General features: G+C 33.9%; 18 protein-coding genes. 3 read left to right on the forward strand and 15 right to left on the reverse strand.

Annotation, left to right across the window (positions count from 1 at the left end; translation table 11 throughout):
• Positions 1-92: 92 nt before the first annotated feature.
• The 7 genes from nrdD (QTL86_RS07610) to QTL86_RS07640 all read right to left on the reverse strand — a co-directional run bounded on the left by nrdD (QTL86_RS07610) (position 93) and on the right by QTL86_RS07640 (position 7,719).
• Positions 93-2,213 carry an anaerobic ribonucleoside-triphosphate reductase gene (gene nrdD, locus QTL86_RS07610; protein ID WP_127066517.1) on the reverse strand — a complete coding sequence of 707 codons (2,121 nt, stop codon included), beginning with the start codon at positions 2,211-2,213 and terminating at the stop codon, positions 93-95.
• A gap of 53 nt (positions 2,214-2,266) precedes the next feature.
• Entirely contained in the window at positions 2,267-2,764 is a 498-nt protein-coding gene (locus QTL86_RS07615) for a dCTP deaminase domain-containing protein (protein WP_410496912.1), read from the reverse strand.
• Positions 2,765-2,843: 79 nt separating this feature from the next.
• Positions 2,844-3,347, reverse strand: coding sequence for an anaerobic ribonucleoside-triphosphate reductase activating protein (nrdG, locus tag QTL86_RS07620; RefSeq protein WP_127066515.1), 504 nt, complete (start codon positions 3,345-3,347; stop codon positions 2,844-2,846).
• Positions 3,348-3,371: 24 nt separating this feature from the next.
• Positions 3,372-5,492: an anaerobic ribonucleoside-triphosphate reductase gene (gene nrdD, locus QTL86_RS07625; protein WP_127066514.1), complete on the reverse strand. Its 2,121-nt coding sequence runs from the start codon at positions 5,490-5,492 to the stop codon at positions 3,372-3,374.
• Positions 5,493-5,909: 417 nt separating this feature from the next.
• On the reverse strand, positions 5,910-6,173 hold the full coding sequence (locus QTL86_RS07630) for a DUF1653 domain-containing protein (RefSeq protein WP_013657024.1): 264 nt from the start codon (positions 6,171-6,173) through the stop codon (positions 5,910-5,912).
• A 31-nt stretch (positions 6,174-6,204) separates the two neighbouring features.
• Positions 6,205-7,086: a fumarylacetoacetate hydrolase family protein gene (locus tag QTL86_RS07635; RefSeq protein WP_127066513.1), complete on the reverse strand. Its 882-nt coding sequence runs from the start codon at positions 7,084-7,086 to the stop codon at positions 6,205-6,207.
• Between the two features lie 78 nt (positions 7,087-7,164).
• Entirely contained in the window at positions 7,165-7,719 is a 555-nt protein-coding gene (locus QTL86_RS07640; protein WP_127066512.1) for a class I SAM-dependent methyltransferase, read from the reverse strand.
• A gap of 343 nt (positions 7,720-8,062) precedes the next feature.
• Here QTL86_RS07640 and QTL86_RS07645 point away from each other — a divergent pair, with 343 nt between their 5' ends.
• Positions 8,063-8,467, forward strand: coding sequence for a hypothetical protein (locus QTL86_RS07645; RefSeq protein ID WP_127066511.1), 405 nt, complete (start codon positions 8,063-8,065; stop codon positions 8,465-8,467).
• On the opposite strand, the gene QTL86_RS07650 is transcribed toward QTL86_RS07645, so the two are convergent.
• On the reverse strand, positions 8,464-9,648 hold the full coding sequence (locus tag QTL86_RS07650) for an amidohydrolase (protein WP_410496913.1): 1,185 nt from the start codon (positions 9,646-9,648) through the stop codon (positions 8,464-8,466). The genes QTL86_RS07645 and QTL86_RS07650 overlap by 4 nt on opposite strands.
• 181 nt (positions 9,649-9,829) lie before the next feature.
• Between QTL86_RS07650 and QTL86_RS07655 the strand changes: the two genes are divergently transcribed.
• Positions 9,830-11,440, forward strand: a complete 1,611-nt coding sequence (locus QTL86_RS07655; protein ID WP_013657019.1) for a peptide chain release factor 3 — start codon at positions 9,830-9,832, stop codon at positions 11,438-11,440.
• 83 nt (positions 11,441-11,523) lie between these two features.
• Here the strand turns inward: QTL86_RS07655 and QTL86_RS07660 are convergent, their stop codons facing one another.
• Together QTL86_RS07660 and QTL86_RS07665 are read right to left on the reverse strand one after the other, a co-directional pair.
• Positions 11,524-12,324 carry a F420-0--gamma-glutamyl ligase gene (locus QTL86_RS07660; protein ID WP_127066509.1) on the reverse strand — a complete coding sequence of 267 codons (801 nt, stop codon included), beginning with the start codon at positions 12,322-12,324 and terminating at the stop codon, positions 11,524-11,526.
• A 169-nt stretch (positions 12,325-12,493) separates the two neighbouring features.
• A complete protein-coding gene (locus tag QTL86_RS07665) occupies positions 12,494-13,132 on the reverse strand; it encodes an RpiB/LacA/LacB family sugar-phosphate isomerase (RefSeq protein ID WP_127066508.1) in 639 nt (212 codons plus the stop codon).
• 239 nt (positions 13,133-13,371) lie between these two features.
• Between QTL86_RS07665 and QTL86_RS07670 the strand changes: the two genes are divergently transcribed.
• The gene (locus QTL86_RS07670) at positions 13,372-14,475 is read left to right on the forward strand and encodes a glucosaminidase domain-containing protein (protein WP_127066507.1); all 1,104 of its coding nucleotides are present in this window, start codon (positions 13,372-13,374) and stop codon (positions 14,473-14,475) included.
• Between the two features lie 87 nt (positions 14,476-14,562).
• Here the strand turns inward: QTL86_RS07670 and QTL86_RS07675 are convergent, their stop codons facing one another.
• The 5 genes from QTL86_RS07675 to QTL86_RS07695 all read right to left on the reverse strand — a co-directional run bounded on the left by QTL86_RS07675 (position 14,563) and on the right by QTL86_RS07695 (position 17,113).
• Positions 14,563-14,760: a DUF362 domain-containing protein gene (locus tag QTL86_RS07675; protein ID WP_243118589.1), complete on the reverse strand. Its 198-nt coding sequence runs from the start codon at positions 14,758-14,760 to the stop codon at positions 14,563-14,565.
• 21 nt (positions 14,761-14,781) lie between these two features.
• Positions 14,782-15,036, reverse strand: a complete 255-nt coding sequence (locus QTL86_RS07680; protein ID WP_013657015.1) for a hypothetical protein — start codon at positions 15,034-15,036, stop codon at positions 14,782-14,784.
• A gap of 75 nt (positions 15,037-15,111) precedes the next feature.
• Entirely contained in the window at positions 15,112-15,327 is a 216-nt protein-coding gene (locus tag QTL86_RS07685) for a hypothetical protein (RefSeq protein WP_127066506.1), read from the reverse strand.
• Positions 15,328-15,743: 416 nt separating this feature from the next.
• Entirely contained in the window at positions 15,744-16,955 is a 1,212-nt protein-coding gene (locus QTL86_RS07690) for a sodium ion-translocating decarboxylase subunit beta (RefSeq protein ID WP_127066505.1), read from the reverse strand.
• Between the two features lie 26 nt (positions 16,956-16,981).
• Entirely contained in the window at positions 16,982-17,113 is a 132-nt protein-coding gene (locus tag QTL86_RS07695; protein WP_013657011.1) for a hypothetical protein, read from the reverse strand.
• Between the last annotated feature and the right edge of the window lie 263 nt (positions 17,114-17,376).

The raw sequence follows: 17,376 nt of genomic DNA on the forward strand, positions 1-17,376 counted from the left end.
TTTATAGAACAAGTTATCCATTTGTCAGACAAGCTCCTTAATAATAACCAAAAAAAGAAGACCTTTTTCAGGTCTTCTTTTCTTCAATAGATTTATAAATGTAACACACGACTTTTAATTTCTTGTGTTTTTCCCTTATTCCAGAAATTATCTCCTAGATAACCACAGGTACGTCTAATGACATTCATACGATTTTGATCCTTATTATGGCAATTAGGACATTCCCATTCTAAATCATCATTAATGGTAATTTCACCTTCATAGCCACATATATGACAGTAATCGGATTTCGTATTAAACTCTGCATATTGAATATTGTCGTAAATAAAAGGAATCATCTGTCTTAAGGCTTCTAAATTATGACTCATATTGGGAATTTCAATATAAGAAATACATCCTCCACTAGAAATAGGTTGGAACTTGCTCTCAAATTTAAGCTTACTAAAAGCATCTATCTCTTCTCGCACATCTACATGATAGCTATTAGTATAATAGCCTTTATCGGTTATATCTTCTATTTCACCAAATTTAGCTCGGTCTATTTTAGCAAAACGATAACATAAGGATTCAGCAGGACTACCATACAAACCAAAACCAAGCCCTGTTTCAGCTTTCCATCTATCTGTAGCTGATCTTAACTTATGCATGACCTCTAGAGCAAAAGCTTCACCTTCTGGCTGTGTATGCGAAACACCTGTCATTAATTTGGTTACTTCATAAAGTCCTATATAGCCCAAAGATATGGTTGAATAGCCATTCATAAGTAGTGGATCGATTACCTCACCTTGCCCTAATCTTGCAATAGCGCCATGTTGCCAGTGCACAGGAGATTCATCTGACAATGTTCCTTTTAAAGCTTCATGACGACACATTAATGCTTCAAAGCATAAGTTTAAACGATTGTCTAATAACTCCCAAAAACGTTCTTTATCTTTTTCTGCTACTATTCCAATTTGAGGAAGATTTAAGCTGACAACCCCTTGATTAAAACGTCCTTCAAACTTATATTCTCCATTTTCATCTTTCCAAGGTGATAAAAATGAACGACAACCCATACATGAAAATACATTACCTTCATAGATCTTTTTCATTTCTTTAGCAGATATGTAATCTGGATAAAGACGCTTAGCACTACATTTAACAGCTAATTCAGTTACTTCATCGTATGGTCCTCCAGCTAAGTGGTTATGCTCATGAAGAACATAAATAAGCTTTGGAAAAGCAGGTGTCGTAAAGACTCCTTTTTCATTTTTAATACCTTGTAAACGTTGTTTAAGAATTTCTTTGACAATCTCAGCTACTTCTTCTACATACTCATCATCTTCTTCTATATTTAAAAACAAGGTTACAAATGGGCTTTGACCATTTGTTGTCATTAACGTATTAATTTGATATTGAATGGTTTGCACCCCTGCTTCTAATTCTTTTTGAAGAAGAACTTTTGCAAGCTCCTCTCGTGTTTTTTCATCCTCTACACTATTAGCCACTAACTTGATGTACTTCTCTTTACTTTTTCTTAAATACTTACCTAAATGTCTAATATCTACAGATTGTCCGCCATACTGATTACTAGCTACTTGTGCAATAATTTGAGTCATAACCGTACAAGCTACTTGAAAACTTTTTGGCGACTCAATCATACGCTTATTTATGACTGTTCCATGATCTAACATATCCCCTATATTAATTAAACAACAGTTAAAAATAGATTGCATAAAATAATCCATATCATGAAAATGCAGAATTCCTTCGTCATGAGCTTGCACAATACGTGCTGGAAGTTTCTTTCTTCTTGAAATATCCTTAGATACTTCTCCTGCAATTAAGTCTCTTTGCGTTGAAGCCATCATGGCGTTTTTATTAGAATTTTCTCTCATAACCTCTTCGTTGCTTAACTCTATAAGACTTAAAATACTGTGATCTGTCGTATTAGTTTCTCGTTTAAAGGCTTGTATAGCACGGTATCCTTCATACGCTTTCGCTGTTAACTCGTGTCCATTTTCAATTAGCTTTAAATAAACATAAGTTTCTATTTGAAAAATGGTAGGTTTACTATTAGACTTTTCAAAAATCCCTTTAATTTCGTTGGCAATCTTCTCCGCAATACCTTCATCTACAATCCCACTACCATATTTCATAGCTTTAATAATGGCTTCGTAGATCTTTCTTTCGTTAAATGCAACACTCATCCCATCTCTCTTTACTACTTCCATGCCTATGCCTCCCCATCTTCTCTATATATATTCATTTTACTTATACTTAAGCTTTATTTTCCAGAAGAACCCAAGCGACCTGTGCCTCTTTCAGATTCAAATTTTAATAATTCTTCATAGCTAATTTCTGTAATAGAAAGCTGAGGTACACGTACCATAATACATTGACTAAGCGCTTTCTCATAAGGATAAATAATAGCATCTTTAAAAGCTGCTTGGTCATTATAACCTTCTTTCATAATAACAAGTGGCTTACTATTATGATTCGTAATAGGAATAAACCATTCACCACGATATCCTGAATCAACTACACCTGCTCTTTGCCCCATTCCTTTTGTTCCTGTTGAACCTCGTTCTTTTAAAATAGCTACGTAATCAGTGGAAAATGCAGATGCAAGCCCTGTAGGAACAAGCAATGTTTCATGAGGCTCAATCACTTTATAGTCTTCTTCAAAACATGCATAAATATCAAATGCCCCATCTTCTACTCTTTTTGAAGGAATAATAGCATTCTCCTTCACTTTTGCAAAATAAATTTGTTGTTCATTCATTTTTCTGCTCCTTTAACTTCATCTTATTTTCATTTTTATTTATTTTTTATACAAGGCTTTTAGATTTTTATGACTACTTTTAGGATAGTTCATATAATACTACTTTTTCTAAGGCAAGTGAGGCTTTTACATCTATAATACGTTGATTGCTACTTCCTCTAAATCTAAGTGTTAAATCTTTAAGAGACTCTACATAAGGGCCATCTACAAGTACATCGCACCATTTCAAAAGCTCTAAGCGCTTAGAATGCGTTATAATTGCCTCATAAGTATAACCAGAATAAATCCAAATCGAATGATTCGTTTCTCGCTTAATACGTTTAAGTAGGTTTAAGAAGTCCTCATCCTCTATTTGTTCCATAGGTTCTCCTCCAAGGAAAGTAACACCATGTACATTAGGATCGTTTAAATAGTTCATAAAAGTAGCTTCTGCTTTTTCATCCCATGCATGTCCATAATGAAAATCTTGATAGGCCTCATTAAAACATCCTTTACACTGATGACGACATCCAGATACAAAAAGTGTCGACCTGATACCAATGCCGTTGGCTACATCAAATTTTCTCATTTGTGCATAGTACATATTTATTACGCCTTCTTTCTTAATCTATAAATGTAAGACACGATTTTTAATTTCTTGCGTCTTTCCTTTATTCCAATAATTTCCTCCTAAGTAACCACAAGTACGCCTTATAACATTCATCTTACTCTGGTCTTTATTATGACATTGTGGACACTCCCATTCTAATGCATCGTTCACAATCATTTCCCCTTCATATAGGCATTCGTGACAACAATCTGACTTGGTATTAAACTCTGCATATTGAATGTTATGGTAAATATAATGAATAATTTGTTTAATAGCTTCCAAATTATGTCCCATCGGTGGCATTTCAATATAAGAAATACATCCTCCAGTAGATATCGGTTGAAATTGACTTTCAAATTTAAGCTTGCTGAATGCATCTATTTCTTCTCTGACATCTACATGATAACTATTGGTGTAATAACCTTTATCTGTGACATCTTTAATAGCACCAAATTTTTGATAATCTATTTTTGCAAAACGATAACATAAAGATTCTGCCGGACTACCATATAAGCCAAAGCCAAGTCCTGTTTCTGCTTTCCATCTGTCTGTAGCTTCTCTTAGCTTGTGCATCACTTTTAAAGCAAAAGCTTCGCCCTCTGGCTGTGTATGTGAAACGCCTGTCATTAATAGCGTTGCTTCATAAAGCCCAATGTAGCCTAATGAAATAGTGGAATAGCCATCCATTAAGAGTGGGTCAATGACTTGGCCTTTTTGTAGTCTTGCAATAGCGCCATGTTGCCAGTGAATAGGTGATTCATCCGATAAAGTACCTTTCAAAGCTTCGTGACGGCACATTAACGCTTCAAAACAAAGATTTAAGCGATTATCAAGGAGCTTCCAAAAAATATTTTCATCACCAGCTGCAACAATCCCTATTTGAGGTAAATTCAAACTGACAACTCCCTGATTGAAACGTCCTTCAAATTGATAGTGCCCCTCTTCATCTTTCCAAGGTGATAAGAAGGATCGACAACCCATACATGAGAATACATTGCCCTCATAAATCTTCTTCATTTCTTTGGCCGAAATATAGTCGGGATATAAACGTTTAGCACTACATGCTGCTGCTAAATTTGTCACATAATCATATTTGCCACCTTCTAGACAATTATGTTCATGAAGCACATAAATCAGTTTAGGGAAAGTGGGCGTTGTATAAATACCTTTTTCATTTTTAATGCCTTCTAAACGCTGCTTGAGGATTTCTTCTACAATCATTGCCACCTCTTTGGCATACTCATCATCTTCTTCTATATTTAAAAACAAGGTTACAAATGGGCTTTGTCCATTAGTAGTCATTAACGTATTAATTTGGTATTGAATCGTTTGCACACCTGATTCTAATTCCTTACGTAAAAGTTTATTAACTGCTATCTGACGCTCATGATTATCTGACACAACCTCTTGCAACATGCTCTCATATTTTTCATAGCTTCTTCTTAAATAGCGTCCTAAGTGCCTAATATCTACAGACTGTCCACCATATTGGCTACTTGCCACTTGAGCAATAATTTGAGTCATTACTGTACAAGCCACTTGAAAACTTTTAGGCGATTCAATCATACGCCCATTAATAACTGTCCCATGATCTAACATATCTTTTATATTAATCAAACAACAGTTAAAGATGGATTGCATAAAATAATCCATATCATGAAAGTGGAGTACCCCTTCATCATGAGCTTGTACAATACGTGCAGGAAGTTTTTTACGCCTAGCAATATCTTTTGATACTTCCCCTGCAATCAGATCTCTTTGTGTAGCTGCCATCATCGCATTTTTATTAGAGTTCTCATTCATAACCTCTTCATTTGTCATTTCAATGAGACCTAATATACTTTGATCGGTTGTATTAGTTTCTCGTTTAAAAGCTTGAATCGCACGATAGCCCTCATAGGCTTTTGCAGTAAGCTCGTGACCATTCTCTATAAGCTTTAAGTAAACATATGTTTCTATTTGAAATATAGTAGGAGACGCTGGCAATTTCGAAACAAGGCTCTTTATTTCCATTGAGATTTTCCTTGCTATGTCTTGATCTACAATACCACTTCCATAAGTCATGGCCTTTATAATAGCACTATAAATTTTACCTTCATCAAAAGCTACCGCTTCCCCATCTCTTTTTATTACTTTCATTTTCTAACCCTACCTTATGCTGTAATTTTCTAGTAAAAGCTTGTTACGACCTATCGCATAAGTCTATCTAACTTTAAAAAATATATCATCTTTAATAGTCTTTGTCTATTGTATACCCTGTCCTAAAATCGTGTACAAATTTTGGGTATTGACAAGATTAATGCCGAGTTTATGAGCCTTGATTCGATTTCTTTTTTCAAAATAAAGCTGAGAAATTTTTTATTATTTATTTCTCATTTTTCTCTTGACACTTCTAACTTTTTGACTTGTGTTAAAACTTCTAGCTTTTACAAAAATATAGTCAACTTTAGGAGAACTTCTATTAAACAAACTCTTATACCAAATGCCTCTAAAAGTTAACTAACAAACAAGGAGTAGCTATCATAGTCATCTCTGACTATTGTAGCTACTCCTTGTTTATAATTTACTTTCAACTTTTACACTAGATACTTCATAGCATTCAAAACGATAAGTTTGTCCTGTAGGATTAATGCGGTCTTTAGGAACTTCTTCACAAAACATACAATAAGGTCTTACAAATAAACCACACTCACCATATAACGCCTTATAAAGCACTAGTATTTCTCCTGTTTCTGAGTGCTTAACTAAATCTACAAATAAATATAAGTCACCTTTAAAATGTCTAAAGATTTTTCCTTTTTGATTTGTTATGTCTCTCATCTGTCATACCTTTCTCACCATATATCTCAGTTTATTTGATAGTATTAGTAAGTACCCCTATTTTTTCAATTTCACAGCTTACGATATCTCCTGGTTTTAAAAAACGTGGCGGTTCAAATCCCATACCCACACCCGCTGGAGTTCCCATGGCAATGATGGTTCCTGCTTTTAAAGTCATCCCTTGAGATAACTCTGCAATAACATGTGCAATATCAAAAATAAGTAATTCTGTGTTAGCATCTTGTCTTAACTCTCCATTAACTCTAGAACAAATCTTAAGTTTAGGTGGCATAGGTATTTCATCTGCTGTCACAATCCAAGGTCCCATGGGTAAAAAGCCATCTAAACTTTTTCCAAAATACCACTGCTTATGTCTTGTTTGCAGGCTTCTAGCACTTACATCATTAATGATAGTATAACCTAAAACATAGTCATAGGCCTGTTCTTTTTGCACATTCTTAGCATCCTTTTTAATAATGACTGCTAATTCCACTTCATAATCTAAGCTGTCTACGATGTCACTATGACTTAAAATATCATTGCCATCTGCTACTGCTTCATTTACTCTCTTAGAGAAATAAACGGCATGATTTCTTTCTCCTCCAAAGGCCTCCTTCTTATAGCGTGCTGACTCTTCTGCATGTGCCATATAGTTAATCCCTAAACAAATCAAATCTTGTTTAGGCTGCGGAATAGGAGGTCTTTTTTCAATTTCACTTAAACGGATTTTTCCTATTTTTTGATTTGTCTTTTCTTTTAGTAACACCCACTCTGTCTCTGTAGCATGGGTAATGAAATCATTCATCGTTTCATAGTTTAATCCTAAATCACTTAAAGCATGAATACTCATACCATCGTATGCCAAAACACCTATTTGTTCTTTTCCCTCATATTTAAAAGTTAAAAGTTTCATTTGCTTCTCCTCTATGTAAAACTTGTCATTATTTTTAATTATTTTATAAATTAACTGAATATAAATCAAGTTTTACTTTTAATGTTTCTGAATAAGTACGGCTAATGGTGGATGATTAGGTTTGTTATACAGTTCACATACAGCTACTGTATAAGCTTTTGCATCCAAACTCTTTAAATAGGTCATTAAAGCTTCTTTTTCCTCAAACCCTGTATCTCCACCATGATAAATACATAAACTCATTACACCATGGCGTTTGAGTAATACAAGTCCCTTCTCAATAGCTAGCTTACTCGTATCAGCTTTCGTACTCATACTATGATCTCCTCCTGGCAAATAACCAAAATTAAATACAATGCCATCTACAGTCTCTGGTTTCACATAGTGATCCATATGAGTATGACTTTCAAGGTATACTTCTGCTTTTAATCCTTTTTCTTTTAAAAGAAACTTTGTACTATTCACGGCTTCTTCTTGAATATCAAAAGCTAGTACTCTACCTGTATCACCTACTAACTCACATAAAAAAACTGTATCATGCCCTCTCCCTGCTGTTGCATCTATACATAAATCTCCTGCTTTAAGATATTGGCACATCCAACCATGAGCAATATTAATTGTATTAAGTTTCATCTATACTTTCCTCTCCTACCTTTAAATTTCATCTCGTTATTTATTAGTATATCCTATTTTAAAATCTCATAGCTACTTTTCCTATTCTAATGGCCTTATTTAAAGCCTTAGTCCTATTATTTACCTTCATTATAACTAATTCTATAATGGGATAAAATAGAACTTTTAAATATGACCCACTTAGATCATGAACAAATAGAAGTTTTTGGACATTCCACTGAGACATCAGAAGTCTCTGTTAAACAAATAATAGGTGCAGTCTTTGATTGAATTTCTATATCATTTCTTTATGCCTCTTTCTTATAATCAGTTTATAAAAATGATTTTGAAGGAGGCCTTATTCATGGAACATTTTAAGGAACGCTTTACTAAATGGATGCAGGGTAGATATGGTGGTGACCAGCTTTCTTTAGCTTTACTCATACTTTGCCTCATATTAATGGTATTTACACTGCCTTTTCACTCACCACTTTTAAGACTTTTACCTCTTATTCCTTTGGTTCTATGTTATTTTAGAATTTTTTCTAAAAACAAATACAAACGTCAACAAGAGCTCTTTAAATTTATACGTTTCTATACACCTATTCAAAAACGTATAAACTTAAGCTTTAAACACCTAAAAGAGCGTAAAACTCATCGCTTTTTTAAATGTCCTAAGTGTAAACAGACTTTAAGAGTTCCTAAAGGTAAGGGAAATATCTGTATTACTTGCCCTAAATGTCATACAGACTTTCGTAAACATACTTAATATACTTCTTTCTCAGTATGCACATGCTCATGACTATATGCTATTTCTCCATTAATAAACGTATATAGGGTATGGGTTAGGGTCTGCATTGGGTTATCGTTAAAAATAGCAATATCTGCATCTTTACCAGGTTCTAAACTTCCTACCCGATCTGCAACACCACAAATTTCTGCTGCGCTAATCGTAATGGCTTTCAGACCAGCTTCCACCCCTAAACCATCTCTAGCTGCGAAACCAGCACATTTAGCTAAATACTGAATAGGTGTAACTGGATGGTCTGTAGTAATGGCTATTTTAATGCCGGCTTTGTATAAAATACCTGGAGTTTTAAAACTTACATTTTGGACTTCAATTTTATTTCGTGAAGCTAATGCCGGCCCTACAATGGCTGGAAAACCAAAACGTTTGAGTTCTTCTGGTATCAGGTATCCCTCACTACAATGGTCTAAGGTCATTCTCAAACCATATTCCTTTGCAATACGTACTGCCGTTAAAATATCATCTGTACGATGTACATGAGCCTTTAACGGTATTTTCTTGTCTAGCACTGGAAGCCAAGACTCCAGCTTAAAATTTTCTTCAAAGGTCTCTCCTTTTTGTAAGGCCTTTTCTTTCTTTTCTTTATACTGAACTGCTTTAAACAAGGCTTCTCTTAAAAGGCTTGCTATAGCCATACGGGTAGCTGGCATCTTTTTTTGCCCACTATAAACACGTTTTGTGTTTTCTCCAAAAGCTACTTTCATAGCTGCTGGTTCTAATAAAGTCATTTCATCAATGACTCTTCCTTTTGTTTTCATAAAGACAAATTGTCCACCTACTACATTAGCACTTCCAGGCCCAATCATAGCAGAAGTAATGCCCGCACGTACTGCTTCATCAAAAGCTGCATCTAAAGTATTAATCCCATCTATAGCTCTTAAATAAGGGGTAACAGGATCCGTTGTTTCGTTACAATCATCTCCTTCGACACCCTTTTTTTCTTCTGTAATCCCTAAATGGCAGTGTGCCTCTATAATACCAGGCATCACCCATGCACCTTGTACGTCTATAATCTGCATGTCTTCTGTTGGCTTAATATATTCTGCCACCTGGGCAATCTTTCTGCCCTTTATAAGAATACTACCCTTTTCATAAATCTTACCTGTCATGGTTAAAATCTTACCATTAATAATTAAAATCATATGCATCCCTCTTTTTCCCTTTTTCATCAACGGTTTTATTATTTCTCATTTAAAAGCATTTATACAAAATGTCTATCTCAAAGGAAATAGCATAATTTATACTTGACTTTTATGGTTGTTGGGCATGATAATTATATGTTGTACTTATGATTAAAAAAATGAGAAATAAGGATGGTTTTATATGTCATTAGAAAACGTCAATACGACCCCTGAAATACAAAGACGTCGAACCTTTGCTATCATCTCTCACCCAGATGCTGGTAAAACCACTCTAACAGAAAAGTTCCTTCTTTATGGAGGGGCTATACGTGAAGCCGGTTCTGTTAAATCTAGACGTTCTCAAAAACATGCGGTATCTGACTGGATGGAAATTGAAAAACAAAGAGGAATCTCTGTTACCTCCAGCGTCCTTCAATTTAATTATAATAATTTCTGTATTAATATTCTTGATACCCCTGGGCATCAAGACTTTAGTGAAGACACTTATCGTACTTTAGTAGCAGCAGATAGCGCTGTCATGGTTATTGATGCGGCAAAAGGTGTTGAAGAACAAACCAAAAAACTTTTTAAAGTTTGTAAAATGCGTGGTATTCCTATTTTTACTTTTATTAATAAAATGGATGCACATGGTAAAGATCCTTTTGAACTCATGGAGGAACTTGAAAATGTCCTTGGTATTCGTTCTTATCCAATGGATTGGCCTATTGGTAGTGGTAAAGAATTTAAAGGTGTTTACAACCGCCGTAAAAGTCAGATTGAACTTTTTGATGAAGGCAAGCACGGTGAAGCTATTGTTGACTCCGTTACAGGTGATGTAGCTGATCCAAAGTTTAGGGAATTACTAGGTGAATACCTTCATGATAAACTACTTGAAGATATTGAGCTTTTAGATATGGCCGGAGATGATTATGATCTAGAAAAAATCTTAAATGGTGAATTAACCCCTGTATTCTTTGGTAGTGCGTTAACAAACTTTGGTGTAGAACCTTTCCTTGAGGCTTTCCTAGACATTACGACACCACCTCAACCTCGCCAAAGTAATTTAGGCCCTATTGCTACAACAGCACCTTATTTTTCAGGATTTATCTTTAAAATTCAAGCTAATATGAATCCTGCTCACCGTGACCGTATTGCTTTTCTTCGTATTTGTTCCGGTGTATTCGAAAAAGGAATGATGGTCAATCATGTACAAAAGGGTAAAAAAGTGAAATTAGCACAACCACAGCAATTTTTAGCTCAAGACCGTGCTACAGTTGATGTGGCTTATCCAGGCGATATTATTGGTATTCATGATCCTGGTATCTTTAATATTGGAGATACCTTATGCAGTGATAATATTAAACTTTACTTTGAAGGCATTCCTCAATTTGCTCCAGAACACTTTATGCGCATTTCTACTGTGAATGCCCTTAAGAGAAAGCAATTCTTAAAAGGAATACTACAACTAGCTGAAGAAGGTTCTATTCAGGTCTTTAGACCTCACTTAACTGGAACAGAAGAAGTTATTGTAGGAGTTGTAGGGGTTCTTCAATTTGAAGTATTAGAATATCGTCTTAAAAATGAATATGGTGTAGAGATTCGTATGACACGTTTACCTTATCGCTTTATCCGTTGGATTGAAGCAAACGACTTTAATTATGATACCTTTAAGGGCTCTATGGACTCTACTCTAGTAGAAACACCTGAAGGGGAACCAGTTTTACTTTGTGAATTCGAATGGTCTATTCGCCAAATTCAAGAACGTAATCCTCAAGTTATTTTAAGAGAAACACATTTAAAACCTGTGGAATAAGCAAAAAATGCTAGGTGCTAACTTTATTTTAGCTCCTAGCATTTTTTCATTTAACTTCCAATGGTATTGTTTTTTAAAAGTCATTAATGGGGACAAGCAATGGGTGTTATAGGTATATAGGGCTCTGCTTCTGTTTCTTTGATCAGCCTAATTAATACAAAAGGTGTACACTCATCATCCTGACCAGCCGGATTATCTTGTAGTAGACCTTTTATCCACTCTTCTTTTCCCTTTAAATCAGGAGAAACACCCAATATCTCAATGGCTATATCGTTAGCATCAGCTATTAATGTACTTAAGCTAAAGCGTTCGTAAATCATTTCACATACACCATTAGGATTTTTAGGGCTAAGTACTGCTAAATGGTGATACCTTTCAAAGGTAGAATGCTCATAAAAACCGTCGATTCCCGCTACTTCTTTTCCTAGGATTTGATAGAATATGCCTCGTCTTTTAAAAATCTTGCCAATAGCACTACAAATACTTGCCCATAAAACCAAAGGTAGCCCCTTTAATTGTATAGCAAGTTGCAATTTATAAGGTTCGCTCATCCCTACGCCATTCTTACTTTTTGCAGCAAAGCGTGATAAAAATTTAGCCCAAAAACCTAGTTTTATATTTTCCTTTCTAGCAGTTCTTTTTTGGCACATTGCAATTACTTTCTCGCTAATTGATAAAATATCACCTAACTGATAAAGAGGTAATACATATTTTTCAATTAACGTCAGATAGTCTTCACCTTCTTCAATAAAATGTGTTTGAATACCATAACGCTCATAGCACTGCTCTTCCACTTTAATAGTTCCTCTAATATAGTAAATATGACCTTCTAATTCGCGTCTATTAACAGCTTGATTCAAATTTCCTTTATACCAAATCCCCATATTGTTCCCACCTTATGTATACTATCTAACCAGTTTTTCTACTGGCACACTTTTATACATATTCTAGTGGATGATCATTTATGCTACCTTGTGAAAACCCTCACAAAATAGACCTATAACAAAAAGCCATTTGATAAGTTTTTATACTTACCAAATGGCTTTTTATCTATTAAGCTAAAACCGTTTTTAAATAAGTTGCAATAGCTTCATCTTGACAATTTGCAAAGAAATATTCTTGGAATCTTTCTCCACTTATTGTTTGTTTTAAGAACTCTTGATCAATATTATGAAGAATAGTTAGCATATCTACATGAGTTACTTTTTTTACATCATCTAAAATTCTTTTATTACGTTGTTCTGGTACAGCACGCTCTCTTGGATAACCAAGTCCACGCTCTCCTTCAAATAATTTTTCAAATATGTATTGAAGATTAAGTTCTGCTCCCCAACCAAATCCTTTTGCATAAGGCATGGCAATGGCATTACCATCATTGATTTGCCCAAACATATAGGCATCTGATGGATCTACGATAAGGCCACATAAAACATTTGGGAAAGAGTTAGCAGCAAGCATTGCACCTGAACCTGTTCCACAACCTGTTACAACAAAGTCTGCTGCTTTTGAGTTAATTAAAATAGCTGTTAATAGACCAGCTTGTACATATGTAAGTTGGTGTACATCTTCTGCTGAATACATACCATAGTTAAATACTTCATGTCCCATTGGTTCCACTACTTTTTTAAGTGTCTCACAGATTAAACTATTTTTCGTGGCTTGACTATTTTCATTAATTAATGCAATTTTCATAACGCTACCTCTTTTTCTATATAATCACTTCTTATTTATTATTATAATTTATTTTTTGGTAGTTATCAATAATTTTAAGACATTTAGGATTTTCAAGGTCTTTATCTATCTTTTTTTAAGAAGTTTAATTTTTTACTAATTTATGCTAGAATATTATTTAAGTATCTGAGCTATATTAACATCGTGTTTGAATGTAATCTATTTAGTTATTTATTATTTCAAAAGATAAAGGTGAATATATGCAAGCTATTTTAGATGATTTGAAAAAGAATCAAATTTTATCCTCTTATCAAATCCATCAACTTCAATCAACAATTAAAGCGAAATATCCTATGTACTCGACTGAGGAACGTGCTATTATTTTTGCTAAAAATGTGCATCAAGTCATTGACCATATTCTTTTTCCTTTTAGCGTAGAACAGCAAAAGAATATTAAAATGTCTTTACTTAATGAAGCTGTACAAAAAGAAGAGTTTGCTATTAATGCGTATGATGTCTGCAAAACTTGCATTGACTTAAAACTTACTGAAGGAGAAACACTAACTGTTTTTACGAATTGGCTTAATACACATCAACCTAAACAGCTTACACCTAAGGATGTGTCTTCCTTAAGCCATCTTATCAATCCTTCAGCTGCTATACCTCTAGCCTTAGAACAAGCTGCTTTACCACTCATACCTGATTTCCCTATGTCTACTAAACTTAACTTTATAACTAATGAGTGGCTTTATTATATCCTACTAGGGCTTTTTATAGGCATTATAAGCCTTATAAGCATTACGAGTTATACTCATACCAAAAGCAAAACTGTTTCTTTACCACTGGCTACTCTTGAAACATTTTCTCTAGAAACAACCGAGTTACCTATTTCCATTACCTTAATCGAAAAATCTAATCATTTACAAAAACACCTTCAGTATAAAGAGGTAAATAAAAGTGCGCTGCAAGATTGGTTAAAAGAACGTAATTCCCTATTATCTGAAGAACCTTATTTCAACCAGATTATTGCTACTGCTAAGGACTTTAATATTAATCCACTTTTACTCTTTGCTATTACAGGTCAAGAACAAGGCTTCGTTCCTAAGCATCATACTAATGCTTTAGAAATAGCTAGTAATCCTTTTAATGTCTATGGGAGTTGGAAAACTTACAATACCTCTATCGAAGACTCTTCCCGTATCGCAGCTCGCACCATCATTAATTTAAGTAAGGGCTGTCCTGAGGATGCTGATCCGATTATGTGGCTTAATCAAAATTATGCTGAAGACCCAAATTGGTATAAAGGCGTTACTGCTTTACTTAACCAATTAGAAAAGGTAGCCGTACTAGAACCTATTCATTAAAAATACAATCCACTATAAAAAGCTGATTCTACATCCTTAATTTCTCTGTAGAATCAGCTTTTTTGTTGTTCTATTAATCATCTGCTTTTACTCTAGCGATTGTCGTTTAATAAGATTTCTCCAACACCTTGTTACACATTTGCCACATCTTATACATTGATCCTGATTAATAACATAAGGCAATCCTTTACTAATACAGTGTTTTGGACAAACCACCTTACATGCACCACAAGCTATACATGCTTTATCAATCACATAGCTTATTTGTTGATTTTCTTTCTTCATTAATACACTATGCTCTCCTGATTAATCAAATTGAATTTCATATTTTTGTTTAGGTGTATGAATAATCAGGTAACCTAGATTAAACTCATCCTCCATCACATCAATCTTATATTCAAAGAAGATTTGGTCTTCTTTTTTACACATAAAAATATAACTTCCATCTTCTTTATCTTCTATTTCTTCACAAATATCTTCATAGACTTCTTCTCCACTTATTGGTCCCATGTAACCAGACGCTTTAATACACGATTCAATGTGATTGTATAATGCTTTCATCTTCATTCTCCTTCTACTTGATGCATCATTTACTTCCTAAGAGTAATATAAATTGATATGCTTGACAAGTAGTAGTTAAAATATACCCTTAAAAACCATACCTGCTCCTAATAAACAAAACACTATACCTATTGGTAATGCTATCAACGTTAAACATAAAATAATACCTAATATAAGAATGATACTCCCTAAACTAATAGTGAGAAGTTTTCCTGTTAATTTAAATACGAATCCTAATATTCCCCCAATCAAAATAAATGGTAGTGCTATCAACCAAAATAAAATGCTCATCATCTTCACCCTTCTTTTTTATCTAGATAAATTCATCATAGCATAGTTTATTTTTAGATATGATAAGTACAAGATTATAATAAAATTAAAATTCACTAAGAAAAAGCAAAAATGAGCTATTGCAAAACAAAGTATTTGCAATAGCTCATTTGACTGTCTATTTTTACTTAAAATAATATAAGCTCTCTTTCATTTCTACTCTTTACTTTTAGATAAGCCTTCTCCAATCCAATCTATTAAAGCACTCGAAAACCATAATAGCAACGTAAATGCAACTGAAAATCCTATAAAAGCCATAATACCTAACATTTTATCCCCCTCAATTCCCTTTATGATCTCAAATGAATACATCTTCTACCTAAATCATACCTCTAAACATCATAAAGAAACTGTTAAGAATACCAAAATATTTTTTCTTATTTTAACAAAGGAATAATAGTAACATATATACCTGTTAAAATAGCAGTTGTAATAACACCACAAATATTAGCACCCATAGCATACTGGATAATGAAACTATACTTATTTACTTTACTTACTTCTTTCTGAGCTATTTTGGCGGTTGAAGGTACACATGAAACACCTGCTATTCCTATAGTAGGGTTAAAGTTCTTCTTACTGATCCAATACACAATATAGCCTCCAATAATTCCTCCAATAGCAGAAAGTAACAAGGCAACCATTCCCAAAATAAGTAAAATAAGTACTTTAGGATTAAGAAGTGTACTTGCTTCACACAATACGCCTAGAAGTAAACCTAGAAAAAATGTTCCGCCATATAAAAAGCCATTTTCAATTAATTTCACATATTTATCGAGCCCTACTTCTCTAATAACAACTCCTAAGAAAAAGCTTAAGAATAAAGGTGCTGCTACTGGAAAGAGCAAGCATAAAACAGTATTTGTTACAATAGCAAATGTAAGTTTTTGCTTCTTGGTAATGGTTTTCTTCGGCACCTTAGGTGGCTGAATAGCAATTCCCCTTAATTCTTTAGGAATAAGTAGTCGTACTAAGTACGGATAACCTCCATATGTAAGGCTTAAGTAAAGATAAGCCACTATAGTAATGGGTACAAATAAATCTTTAGCCAAAGTTAGGGAAGTATATAAGACCATGGGACCATCTGCTCCACCTACCATAGCAATAGCAGCTGCTTCTCCATTGGTAAGCCCAAAACATTTAGCAATAGGAAAAGTAGCTACTGTACCTAACTCTGCACACATGGCAATAAACATGCTTGTAAAAGGATTAGCAAGTAAGAAGCCTACATCTGTGATAACGCCTATTCCCATAAAAACTAAACATGCAATTAGCCCATTACTAAACATAAAAGTATAAATAGGTTGTAAGAAATCAATTTGCAAGATTTGCATCAAACCATCTGTATCTGACATAATCGGATCCATAAAAATAGTTCCTGTTTGCCCTGGTGATAAAAAAAGAACTCCTGCATTTACTGCAGACATGCCCAATCCCATTGGTACCATAACCAGTGGTTCTAATGTTCCTTTGGCGCCTAAATAAAAAATAAGCAATCCCACACCAATAAGCACTATCCTCATGATTGCCACTGCAGGGTCTTGTTCCAATAAGGTAGCAATCCCCTGAAACAAATCTAAAATATTCATATTTTGTCAACCTTTCTTTAGTTTGTTTAGTGTTTCTCCTCTTCTACGCTTACCAATTGTGTAATTTTTAACAATCCATTAATCAAAATGGCAATACCTAATGAAATAACAAATCCTAATGCATAAATCCCCATAGGCACAACAACACTTTCAAACATATACAACATCCTCCTTTAAGAATTACCTCTTTCATTATTCACTGAGTTCTTTCTTAATGTTCATCGTATAAATAGCTAGTACGATAATCCCTACCACAACACCACTCGCAATTTGCACTAATGATAGATTCATTTCTCTCACTCCTCTACTTATTACTGTGTATATATTTCGTATAGATTTATTATATTACCTTTAATTTATTTTTCTAATATATATAATTTAACTTAAATATAAATAATTTATATATTAACAATCTGTTAAA

It is taken from the genome of Cellulosilyticum sp. ST5 (assembly GCF_046529625.1).
Taxonomy (GTDB): Bacteria; Bacillota; Clostridia; order Lachnospirales; family Cellulosilyticaceae; genus Cellulosilyticum; species Cellulosilyticum lentocellum.

What these genes read in the sequence shown, in the direction of transcription:
- nrdD (WP_127066517.1), bottom strand. Translation starts at nt 2,213, where the DNA reads ATGGAAGTAGTAAAGAGAGATGGGATGAGTGTTGCATTTAACGAAAGA.
- QTL86_RS07615 (WP_410496912.1), bottom strand. Translation starts at nt 2,764, where the DNA reads ATGAATGAACAACAAATTTATTTTGCAAAAGTGAAGGAGAATGCTATT.
- nrdG (WP_127066515.1), bottom strand. Translation starts at nt 3,347, where the DNA reads ATGTACTATGCACAAATGAGAAAATTTGATGTAGCCAACGGCATTGGT.
- nrdD (WP_127066514.1), bottom strand. Translation starts at nt 5,492, where the DNA reads ATGAAAGTAATAAAAAGAGATGGGGAAGCGGTAGCTTTTGATGAAGGT.
- QTL86_RS07630 (WP_013657024.1), bottom strand. Translation starts at nt 6,173, where the DNA reads ATGAGAGACATAACAAATCAAAAAGGAAAAATCTTTAGACATTTTAAA.
- QTL86_RS07635 (WP_127066513.1), bottom strand. Translation starts at nt 7,086, where the DNA reads ATGAAACTTTTAACTTTTAAATATGAGGGAAAAGAACAAATAGGTGTT.
- QTL86_RS07640 (WP_127066512.1), bottom strand. Translation starts at nt 7,719, where the DNA reads ATGAAACTTAATACAATTAATATTGCTCATGGTTGGATGTGCCAATAT.
- QTL86_RS07645 (WP_127066511.1), top strand. Translation starts at nt 8,063, where the DNA reads ATGGAACATTTTAAGGAACGCTTTACTAAATGGATGCAGGGTAGATAT.
- QTL86_RS07650 (WP_410496913.1), bottom strand. Translation starts at nt 9,648, where the DNA reads ATGATTTTAATTATTAATGGTAAGATTTTAACCATGACAGGTAAGATT.
- QTL86_RS07655 (WP_013657019.1), top strand. Translation starts at nt 9,830, where the DNA reads ATGTCATTAGAAAACGTCAATACGACCCCTGAAATACAAAGACGTCGA.
- QTL86_RS07660 (WP_127066509.1), bottom strand. Translation starts at nt 12,324, where the DNA reads ATGGGGATTTGGTATAAAGGAAATTTGAATCAAGCTGTTAATAGACGC.
- QTL86_RS07665 (WP_127066508.1), bottom strand. Translation starts at nt 13,132, where the DNA reads ATGAAAATTGCATTAATTAATGAAAATAGTCAAGCCACGAAAAATAGT.
- QTL86_RS07670 (WP_127066507.1), top strand. Translation starts at nt 13,372, where the DNA reads ATGCAAGCTATTTTAGATGATTTGAAAAAGAATCAAATTTTATCCTCT.
- QTL86_RS07675 (WP_243118589.1), bottom strand. Translation starts at nt 14,760, where the DNA reads ATGAAGAAAGAAAATCAACAAATAAGCTATGTGATTGATAAAGCATGT.
- QTL86_RS07680 (WP_013657015.1), bottom strand. Translation starts at nt 15,036, where the DNA reads ATGAAAGCATTATACAATCACATTGAATCGTGTATTAAAGCGTCTGGT.
- QTL86_RS07685 (WP_127066506.1), bottom strand. Translation starts at nt 15,327, where the DNA reads ATGAGCATTTTATTTTGGTTGATAGCACTACCATTTATTTTGATTGGG.
- QTL86_RS07690 (WP_127066505.1), bottom strand. Translation starts at nt 16,955, where the DNA reads ATGAATATTTTAGATTTGTTTCAGGGGATTGCTACCTTATTGGAACAA.
- QTL86_RS07695 (WP_013657011.1), bottom strand. Translation starts at nt 17,113, where the DNA reads ATGTTTGAAAGTGTTGTTGTGCCTATGGGGATTTATGCATTAGGATTT.